At 72.2% G+C, this 9,346-nt stretch carries 7 protein-coding genes; 6 read left to right on the forward strand and 1 reads right to left on the reverse strand.

Annotated elements, in window-relative coordinates:
* Positions 1-154 precede the first annotated feature (154 nt).
* On the forward strand, positions 155-1,108 hold the full coding sequence (locus ACFUN8_RS35680) for a pirin family protein (RefSeq protein WP_382572655.1): 954 nt from the start codon (positions 155-157) through the stop codon (positions 1,106-1,108).
* Between the two features lie 156 nt (positions 1,109-1,264).
* On the forward strand, positions 1,265-2,329 hold the full coding sequence (locus ACFUN8_RS35685; RefSeq protein WP_383647140.1) for an AI-2E family transporter: 1,065 nt from the start codon (positions 1,265-1,267) through the stop codon (positions 2,327-2,329).
* A 45-nt stretch (positions 2,330-2,374) separates the two neighbouring features.
* Here ACFUN8_RS35685 and ACFUN8_RS35690 read toward each other — a convergent pair whose 3' ends face one another.
* Positions 2,375-4,510, reverse strand: coding sequence for a SpoIIE family protein phosphatase (locus ACFUN8_RS35690; RefSeq protein ID WP_383647143.1), 2,136 nt, complete (start codon positions 4,508-4,510; stop codon positions 2,375-2,377).
* A 212-nt stretch (positions 4,511-4,722) separates the two neighbouring features.
* Between ACFUN8_RS35690 and aspS the strand changes: the two genes are divergently transcribed.
* The 4 genes from aspS to ACFUN8_RS35710 all read left to right on the forward strand — a co-directional run bounded on the left by aspS (position 4,723) and on the right by ACFUN8_RS35710 (position 8,913).
* Positions 4,723-6,486 (forward strand): aspartate--tRNA ligase, encoded by a 1,764-nt coding sequence (gene aspS, locus ACFUN8_RS35695; RefSeq protein ID WP_383647145.1) that lies wholly within the window; start codon positions 4,723-4,725, stop codon positions 6,484-6,486.
* 127 nt (positions 6,487-6,613) lie between these two features.
* Complete coding sequence (locus ACFUN8_RS35700; RefSeq protein ID WP_383647147.1) at positions 6,614-7,246, forward strand: SigE family RNA polymerase sigma factor; 633 nt, start codon at positions 6,614-6,616, stop codon at positions 7,244-7,246.
* Positions 7,230-8,099 carry a hypothetical protein gene (locus tag ACFUN8_RS35705; protein WP_383647150.1) on the forward strand — a complete coding sequence of 290 codons (870 nt, stop codon included), beginning with the start codon at positions 7,230-7,232 and terminating at the stop codon, positions 8,097-8,099. The genes ACFUN8_RS35700 and ACFUN8_RS35705 overlap by 17 nt, the downstream gene beginning before the upstream one ends.
* A gap of 10 nt (positions 8,100-8,109) precedes the next feature.
* Positions 8,110-8,913, forward strand: a complete 804-nt coding sequence (locus ACFUN8_RS35710) for a L,D-transpeptidase family protein (RefSeq protein ID WP_383647152.1) — start codon at positions 8,110-8,112, stop codon at positions 8,911-8,913.
* Positions 8,914-9,346: the final 433 nt, after the last annotated feature.

The raw sequence follows: 9,346 nt of genomic DNA on the forward strand, positions 1-9,346 counted from the left end.
CTCTTTGTGAGGCCGTTGCGCGGAGGCCGCCGAGCGCGCCCGCCGAGGTCCGGGCACCCGGGTCGGTGTGCGTGGCGGGGGGCGTGGAATATCTGCCCGCTTGCCAGATGTTCACCGTTCAACTAAATTGGAGCCAAAGCCGAGGAGGCCCCCAATGCCCGCTGTGACCGTCGAAAACCCGCTGACCCTTCCCCGCGTCACGGCGGCCGCCGACGCCGTCGCCCGTCCCGTGCTCGCCGTGTCCACCGCGCCCGGCGGCTTCGAGGGCGAGGGATTCCCGGTGCGCCGGGCCTTCGCGGGGATCGCCTACCAGCACCTCGACCCGTTCATCATGATGGACCAGATGGGTGAGGTGGAGTACGCGCCGGGAGAGCCGAAGGGCACCCCCTGGCACCCGCACCGCGGCTTCGAGACCGTGACGTACCTGATCGACGGCACTTTCATCCACCAGGACAGCAACGGCGGCGGCGGAACGATCCGCAACGGCGACACGCAGTGGATGACGGCGGGCTCCGGCCTGCTGCACATCGAGGCGCCGCCGGAGTCCCTCGTCACGTCGGGCGGTCTCTTCCACGGCCTGCAGCTCTGGGTGAACCTGCCCGCGGCCGACAAGATGATGGACCCCCGCTACCAGGACATCCGCGGCGGCCAGGTGCAACTGCTGACGTCGCACGACGGAGGCGCGCTGCTCCGGGTGATCGCGGGCTCGCTGGACGGGCACGAGGGTCCCGGCATCACGCACACGCCGATCACGATGATCCACGCGACACTGCGGCCGGGCGCCGAGGTGACCCTGCCGTGGCGCGAGGACTTCAACGGCCTCGCGTACGTCCTGGCCGGACGCGGCGCGGTCGGTCCCGACCGGCGGCCCGTCCACAAGGGCCAGACGGCGGTCTTCGGCGCGGGTTCGTCGCTGACGGTCCGCGCGGACGAGTCGCAGGACTCGAACGCGCCGGACCTGGAGGTCGTCCTGCTGGGCGGCCGGCCGATCCGGGAGCCGATGGCGCACTACGGCCCGTTCGTGATGAACAGCCACGCCGAGCTGAAGCAGGCTTTCGAGGACTTCCAGTCCGGCCGGCTGGGCACGGTGCCGGCGGACGCCGCGTAAGCCCTGCCGTCGGGATCGGGCCGGAGGGTGGGACGGGAGCCGTCCCACCCTCCGGCCCGCCGCGTCTCCGGGTGGCACCCCCTCTGAGTGACACCCCGTCACCCACCCGGCCCCATCCGTGGGACAGCGGCGCGGACGCCGTGGTCGGGTGGGCGGATGGAGAACTCGCGCGGGAGCGGCACGCCCGGCGTGCTGCCCGCCGAGGTCTGGCGGGTGGGTGCCTGGTGCGCCGTCCTGCTGCTCGTCGCCGGGGTCGTCGCCGTCGGCGTGTGGATCGTCGTCACCTTCAAGACCGCCGTCACCCCCGTCCTGCTCGCCATCCTCGGAACGGCGCTGCTCGGCCCGCTCCACCGGCGGCTCGTCGCCATGAGGATGCCGAAGTCCCTCGCCGCCGGGCTGACCTGCCTGGCCGTGGTCGCGGTCGTCGGCGGCGCCGGGTACATCGTCGTCAGCGCGCTCATCGAGACCGGCGACCAGATCATGGACTCGCTCAAGCAGGCCGGGCGGGACCTCAGCAAGCACCTCGGGGCCGCCGGGACGTCGCTGGACGATGTCGCGACGAACGCGAAGAGCCTGCTGAGCAAGTTCGGCGGCACCGCCGCCTCCGGTGTGATCACCGGGCTCAGCGTCGTCGGCGAGCTGATCGCCACCGCCGTCCTCGCGCTGCTGCTGATCTTCTTCTTCCTCAAGGACTCCGACCGGGTCGCCGGCGCGCTGCGCTCCGTCGCCCCGCCCCGCACCGGCGACATCGTCGAGGCGATGGCGCGGCGCGCGTACGGGGCCGTCGAGGGCTTCATGCGGGGGACGACCTTCATCGCGCTCATCGACGCCATCTGCATCACCGTCGGCCTGCTGATCCTGCGCGTGCCGGGCGCCGTCGGGCTCGGGGCGCTGGTGTTCGTGGCGGCGTACATCCCGTACCTCGGCGCGTTCCTGTCCGGCGCCGTCGCCGTCCTCGTCGCGCTCGCCGACCGGGGAGTGGTGATCGCGCTGTGGGTGCTCGGGGTCGTACTCGCCGTACAGGTGCTGGAGGGACACGTACTGCAGCCGATGATCCAGAGCCGTACGGTGCAGATGCATCCGGCGGTCGTCATGCTGGCGATCACGGCGGGGGCGAGCGTGGCGGGGATCCTGGGGATGCTGCTGGCCGTGCCGCTCACGGCGGCGGCGTTCGGGGTGATCGCGGAGATCCGGGAGCGGTACGCGGCGGGGGACCCGTGACCGGGGCCGGCCCCCGGTGGCCGGCCGCCCGGTCGCCACCCCGGCTCAGCCCGCCGCGCCCTTCTCGTAGATCTCGAACCAGATCGACTTCCCCTCCCCCCGCGGATCCACCCCCCACGCGTCCGCCAGCATCTCCATCAGCACCAGCCCCCGTCCGCTCGACGCCAGCTCCCCCGGCCGCCGCTTGTGCGGCAGTTCGTCGCTCGCGTCCGCGACCTCCACCCGCAGCCGGCGCTTGCCCCGCTCCCCCGCCGCCTCCGCGATCAGCACCGCGTCGCCGTCCGTGTGGACGAGCACGTTCGTGGCCATCTCCGAGAGCATCAGCACCGCCGAGTCGACCTGCTCCTCGTCCGCCCAGTCGTGCAGCAGGCTCTTCAGCTGCTGCCGTGCCTCCGAGACCTGCTCGGGCTCGGCCTGGGCGATCGTCAGCACCGTACGGCGCGGCGGGCGGCGCGCCGGTGAGTTGTCCCGGGCGAGCAGCAGCAGCGCGATGTCGTCCTCGCGGCGGTCGGCGAGCGGGCCCGTCGTGTAGTGCGAGGTGGGGCCGTGGACCGCCGCGACCAGCGCGTCGGCGAGCTTCTCCAGCGACACACCCGTGTTGTCCTCCAGCACGGGCCGCAGCCGCGTCCAGCCGCTCAGCATGTCGTGCCCGCCGGTCTCGATCAGCCCGTCGGTGCAGAGCATCAGGGTGTCGCCGGGCTCCAGGACCACCCGGGTCGTCGGGTAGTTCGAGTCCGCCTCGATGCCCAGCGGCAGCCCGCCCGCCGTCTGCCGGATGAGCGCCGTGCCGTCCGCCGAGCGGATCACCGGGTCCGGGTGCCCGGCCCGTGCGATGTCGAGCGTGCCGGAGTCCGGGTCGACCTCCATGTACAGGCACGTCGCGAAGCGCGGCACGGTGTAGTCGGGGTCCTCGCCCGTGTCGCTCTGGTCGGGGTGCGTGGGGCCCTCGGCGGTCGAGAACTCGTACATGCCGTGCAGGAAGCGCGAGGCACGGGACAGTACGGCGTCGGGCCGGTGCCCCTCGGCGGCGTACGCGCGCAGGGCGATCCGCAGCTGTCCCATCAGGCCCGCCGCCCGGACGTCGTGCCCCTGGACGTCGCCGATGACCAGCGCGACCTTGGCGCCGCCGGGCAACGGGATGATGTCGTACCAGTCGCCGCCCACCTGGAGCCCGCCACCCGTCGGCACGTAACGTGCGGCGACGCTCATCCCCGGGATTTCCGGCCCCAGCGTCGGCATCATCGAGCGCTGGAGCCCCAGCGACAGCTCACGCTCCGATTCGGCGACCTCGGCGCGCGCCAGCGCCTGCGCGAGCATCCTGGCGACCGTCGTCAGTACGGAGCGTTCGTCCGGCGTGAACGTCACCGGGTTCTTGAAGGCGGCCATCCAGGCGCCCATCGTGCGGCCGGCCACGATCAGCGGCACATACGCCCAGGACTGCCGGCCGAAGCCCTTCACGATCGACCAGGTGGCGGGGTAGCGGTCGTGGAATTCCTTGGCCGTCGGCAGATAGATGGCCCGGCCGGTCCGTACGACCTCGGCCGCCGGGTAGTTCGTGTTCACCGACATGTTGGTGAAGGGGCCCTCGGCGTTGTCCGGGTTCCCGTGGTGCCCGATGATCGTCAGCCGCTCGCCGTCGACGCCGAAGACGGCGAGCCCGTCGGGGGAGAAGCCCGGCATCGACAGCGACGCCGCGACCCGCAGCACCTCGGCGGTGGAGCGCGCCTCGGCGAGCGCGCGGCCCGCGTCGAGCAGGAACGCCTCGCGGGAGCGCCGCCAGTCGCCGGCGACCGGGCTCCGGCCGGTCAGCGCGCCCTGCTGCGGTTCGACGATCTCCTGGAGGGTGCCGATCAGCTCGTAGTCCTCGCCGTACTCCCGCTCCGTTATCAGCGGCTTCGAGCGGGACCTGATGGTACGGATCACCCGCCCCTCCGCGTCGACGACCCGGACGTGGGCCTCGGCGAGCGTCCCCTCGGCGACGGCGAGGCGTACGACGGCGTAGATCTCGTTCCAGTCGACGGGGTGCAGCCGGGCGCGGGTGGCGGCCTCGCTGAGGACGGTGGGCTCGGCGGGCAGCCCGAACAGCCGTGCCGCCTCCGCGTCGAGGGTGACGATCCCCGCGGCGTTGTCCCAGCGCCACACACCGGTCGCGATCGCGGCCAGCACGTCCTCGGTACGCATTGCACCACTTTAGACCGGTACGGGTGGGGAGTGCGGTGTCAAGCAGGCGTGCGGGTGGCCGGGCGCCGGGGCTGGCGCTCGCGGGGCGCCGGGGCGGGCGTGGACCGGTCCCGGAAAGCGGCCCCGTAAACGCGGGGGAAGCGGCCTCGGCCCTGCCGGTAACCTGGTGCGGCCAAGCCCACCCGCCAAAAGCTAAGACTGGATGAACGACGATGCATCGGTACAGGTCCCACACCTGCGGCGAGCTCCGCGCCTCTGACGTCTCCACCGACGTCCGGCTGAGCGGCTGGCTGCACAATCGTCGAGACCTGGGCGGCATCCTCTTCATCGATCTCCGCGACCACTACGGTCTCGTCCAGCTCGTGGCCCGCCCCGGCACCCCCGCCAACGAGGAGCTGTCCAAGCTCACCAAGGAGACCGTCGTCCGTATCGACGGCAAGGTCTCCGCCCGTGGCGCGGACAACGTGAACCCGGAGCTGCCGACCGGCGAGATCGAGATCGAGGTCACCGAGGTCGAGATCCTCGGCGCCGCCGGGCCGCTGCCGTTCACGATCAACACCGAGGACGGCGTCAACGAGGAGCGGCGGCTCGAGTACCGCTTCCTCGACCTGCGCCGCGAGCGCATGCACCGCAACATCCTGCTGCGTACGGCCGTCATCTCCGCCATCCGGCACAAGATGACCGCGCTGGGCTTCAACGAGATGGCGACCCCGATCCTCACGGCGACGTCCCCCGAGGGCGCCCGCGACTTCGTGGTCCCCTCCCGGCTGAACCCGGGCAAATTCTACGCGCTGCCGCAGGCCCCGCAGCAGTTCAAGCAGCTGCTGATGATCTCCGGCTTCGACCGCTACTTCCAGATCGCGCCCTGCTTCCGCGACGAGGACGCCCGCGCCGACCGCTCGCCCGGCGAGTTCTACCAGCTCGACGTGGAGATGTCCTTCGTCGAGCAGGAGGACGTCTTCCGGCCGATCGAGAAGCTGATGACGGAGCTGTTCACCGAGTTCGGCAACGGGCGCGAGGTCACGTCCCCCTTCCCGCGGATCCCGTTCCGCGAGTCGATGCTGAAGTACGGCAACGACAAGCCGGACCTGCGGGCCAAGCTGGAACTGGTCGACATCTCGGACGTCTTCGAGGGCTCCGAGTTCAAGGCGTTCGCGGGCAAGCACGTGCGCGCGCTGCCGGTGCCGGACACGGCCGGCCAGTCACGGAAGTTCTTCGACGGCCTCGGCGACTACGCGGTCGAGCAGGGCGCCAAGGGCCTGGCGTGGGTGCGGGTCGGCGAGGACGGCGCGCTGGCGGGCCCGATCGCCAAGTTCCTCACCGAGGACAACGTCAAGGTCCTCACCGAGCGCCTGTCGCTCGTGCCCGGCCACGCGATCTTCTTCGGCGCGGGCGAGTTCGACGAGGTCTCGAAGATCATGAGCGCGGTCCGCGTCGAGGCGGCCAAGCGGGCCGGCCACTTCGAGGAGGGCGTGTTCCGGTTCTGCTGGATCGTCGACTTCCCGATGTACGAGAAGGACGAGGACACCGGCAAGATCGACTTCTCGCACAACCCGTTCTCCATGCCCCAGGGCGGTCTTGATGACCTGGAGACGAAGGACCCGCTGGACATCCTGGCGTGGCAGTACGACATCGTCTGCAACGGCATCGAGCTGTCGTCCGGCGCGATCAGGAACCACGAGCCGGAGCTGATGCTCAAGGCGTTCGAGATCGCGGGCTACGACCGCGAGACCGTCGAGCACGAGTTCGCGGGCATGCTGCGCGCCTTCCGCCTCGGCGCCCCGCCGCACGGCGGCATCGCGCCGGGTGTCGACCGCATCGTGATGCTGCTCGCGGACGAGCCCAACATCCGCGAGACGATCGCCTTCCCGCTCAACGGCAACGCGCAGGACCTGATGATGGGCGCGCCGACGGAGCTGGACGAGACACGGCTGCGTGAGCTGAACATCCAGCTCCGCAAGCCGGTCGCGAAGTAGTCGTCCGCTTCCACGCTCCGCAGGGCCCGGAACCGTATGGTTCCGGGCCCTTTGCGTGGCGTCTTCCTGCCATGGGGCAACCTGATGGCGACCCCGGCGCGTTGACCGGTCGTGGAAGACCGAACGGATGGGCGAGGGCGACGAGACGATGAACCGGGGCGCTCCCAATCGCGATCCCGATCCCGATTCCGATCGCTGCGGCGACCGCGAAGGCGATCGGTACGCCGACCGCGACCGCTACGCCGACCGCGACCGCGACTTCGAGGCGTTCGTCGCCGCTCGTGGGCCGCGACTGCTGCGAGTGGCCTGGCTGTTGACGGGCGACGCGCACCTCGCCGAGGACCTGCTCCAGACGACCCTCGCCAAGGTGTGGCCCAAGTGGCACCGGATCTCGGGGGAGCGGCCGGAGGCGTACGTACGCAAGGCACTGGTCCACACGCATGCCTCGTGGTGGCGCAGACGCTGGCGCGGCGAGGTGCCGCACGGCGAAGTCCCGGACGCGGCGGGCTCGTTCGACGCGTACGAGAGCGTGGACCTGGAGCAGTCGCTGGCCGCCGCGGTACGGGCGCTGCCGGTCAGGCAGCGCGCGGTCGTCGTGCTGCGCTTCTTCGAGGACCTGAGCGTCGAGGACACGGCGGCGACGCTCGGCTGCGCGCCGGGCACGGTCAAGAGCCAGTCGGCGAAGGCGTTGCTCGCGCTGCGGGCCGCGCTGCCGGTGCCGGTGGAGGAGGGAGGTGAGCGGGGTGTCCGGGGAGGATGAGGAGCACGGGGAGCACGGGGAGCATGGGGAGCACGGGGGGTACGGGGGGTACGGGGAGCACGAGAGGCACGACGAGCATGTCGAGCACGAGCTGCGGGTGCTGCTGGAGCGCGCCGTGCCCCGGCTGCCCGCTCCCGAGGAGCGGCTGCGTCGCGTACGGGAACGAGCCGCCCGCAGCCGACGGCGCCGCCGCGTCGCCGGGACGGCGGCGGCAGCGGTGACCGGCCTCGTCGTGATCGGCACACTCCTGCCCGGCTTCCTGAGCGGCGGCCCCGGCGACGGTGCCCCTCCGGCGAGCCCGGGCCCGACCGGCACCGCGACCGACCCGGCGGGAGGCCGCGCCGTCAGCTTCCCCGACCTCTACGGCCTCACCCTGCGCCTGCCGCCGGGCTGGCAGGCACTCGCCGTGCCCCGCGACCCCGAGACCGGCCTTGCGCCCCGCGGCTTCGTCGCCAGCCAGCGGGTGCCCACCGTGACACCGGCCTGCGGGGCCGGGGAGCAGGCCGGCTGCGACCGGGTCCGGGTGCTGCGGCCCGGGGGCGTACTGATCTCGCTCGACCTGAAGAAGTTCGGCGGGCTCCACACCAAGACACAGACGCCGCCCCCGCTGTACGCGCTGGACGAGACCTCGGCTTTCTGCCGCAAGCTCCAGGGCACCACGGAGTACGGCGCCCTGCTGGCGGGCCCGGAGCCCGGCGCCGACGTGGGCATCCACGTGAGTGTCTGTGTCGCCGGGGCGAGCGCGAGTTCCCGGATCGTCGACGACGTACGCGACATGATCACCGATGCGGACTACCCCGCCCTCGGGGCAGGCCCCGAGCCCGGCAAGGCTCCGACGGCCCATGCGAACTGAAAGGTCATACATGTCTCACCTCGCACGGCCGCACGGAGTGGCCGCCCTCCTGCTCGCCGCCGGTCTGCTGCTCAGCGGCTGCGCGGGCGGGGCGTCCGTCCCGACCGCGGCGGACGGCAAGGGCGCGACCGCCGACGCGGCCGGCGCCTCGACCGGCGACGCGCGCGGCGGTCTGGGCCGGGCGGTGCCGGACTCCAAGACCGAGGAGCAGACCGTACGCCCGAGGGAGATCCCGTCGCTCGGCCCGAAGACCCGGTCGCAGATCCCCGAGGACAGCCGCCAGGCCGTCGTGGTCACCGGCGACGCCCCGGATTCCAACCGGGCCACCCTGGTCCTCTACGAGCGCGACCCCGTCGAGGGCTGGCGGTCCGTCTCCGACCCGTGGCCGGCGCACAACGCCCTGAAGGGCTGGACCGACGACCACCGGCAGGGCGATCTCCGCAGCCCGATCGGCGTCTTCGGCCTGACGGACGCGGGCGGCCGACTGCCCGACCCGGGCACGAAACTCCCGTACGACCGGGGCCCGGCCTTCACGATCAGCGGCGTCGGCTTCGAGGGCGAGCAACTGGCCGGATCGTTCGACCACGTGGTCGCCATCAACTACAACCGCCAACCGGGCACCACCCCACTGGACTGGACCCGCCCCCTGGGCCCGGCCAAGGGCGGCGGCATCTGGATCCACGTGGACCACGGCGGCCCGACGCAGGGCTGCGTCTCGCTGCCGATGGCGCGGATGAAGGAACTGCTGCGATGGCTGATCCCGGAGAAGCGACCGCAGGTGGTGATGGGGGACGTGACGGCGCTGGGACGGTAGGGCTGGGGCGAGGGGCCGGTCTGCTGCCGCGCCTTGCCCGCTGCCGGGCCCGCCCGCTGGCCGGTCCGTCCTCAATCGCCGGACGGGCTTGGGATGCCCACGCAGCCGGTTCGGATTGGCCGCCGGAGGGGGTTGAGGTGTCCGCCGGGGTGGGCTTCGCAGTCCCGGCGGGGAGCCGGGCGTTGGCGAGTGGCGTTGGGATGATCGCCCAGCTGATTCGAGACGCTCGCCGGACAGGGTTGAGTTGCCCGCCGAGCCAGTTCGGGTTGGCCCTCGGGCGGGCTTGGGACGTCTCCCCAGCCGGTTCGGACTGCCCCGGCGGGTGGGCTGCGAAGCGCCGCCCGGCCGGCCGGGGCGGTCCGCCGGACCGGCCGGTGTCGCCACGGCCGGGCTCCGGGTGCCGCCCACCCCCGGCACGGGAAACGCCGTCGGC

Source organism: Streptomyces sp. NPDC057307, from assembly GCF_042667665.1.
GTDB lineage: Bacteria > Actinomycetota > Actinomycetes > Streptomycetales > Streptomycetaceae > Streptomyces.

Excerpts from the sequence above, each read along its gene's own strand:
- aspS (WP_383647145.1), top strand. The coding sequence starts at position 4,723 with ATGCATCGGTACAGGTCCCACACCTGCGGCGAGCTCCGCGCCTCTGAC.
- ACFUN8_RS35700 (WP_383647147.1), top strand. The coding sequence starts at position 6,614 with ATGGGCGAGGGCGACGAGACGATGAACCGGGGCGCTCCCAATCGCGAT.
- ACFUN8_RS35685 (WP_383647140.1), top strand. The coding sequence starts at position 1,265 with ATGGAGAACTCGCGCGGGAGCGGCACGCCCGGCGTGCTGCCCGCCGAG.
- ACFUN8_RS35680 (WP_382572655.1), top strand. The coding sequence starts at position 155 with ATGCCCGCTGTGACCGTCGAAAACCCGCTGACCCTTCCCCGCGTCACG.
- ACFUN8_RS35690 (WP_383647143.1), bottom strand. The coding sequence starts at position 4,510 with ATGCGTACCGAGGACGTGCTGGCCGCGATCGCGACCGGTGTGTGGCGC.
- ACFUN8_RS35710 (WP_383647152.1), top strand. The coding sequence starts at position 8,110 with ATGTCTCACCTCGCACGGCCGCACGGAGTGGCCGCCCTCCTGCTCGCC.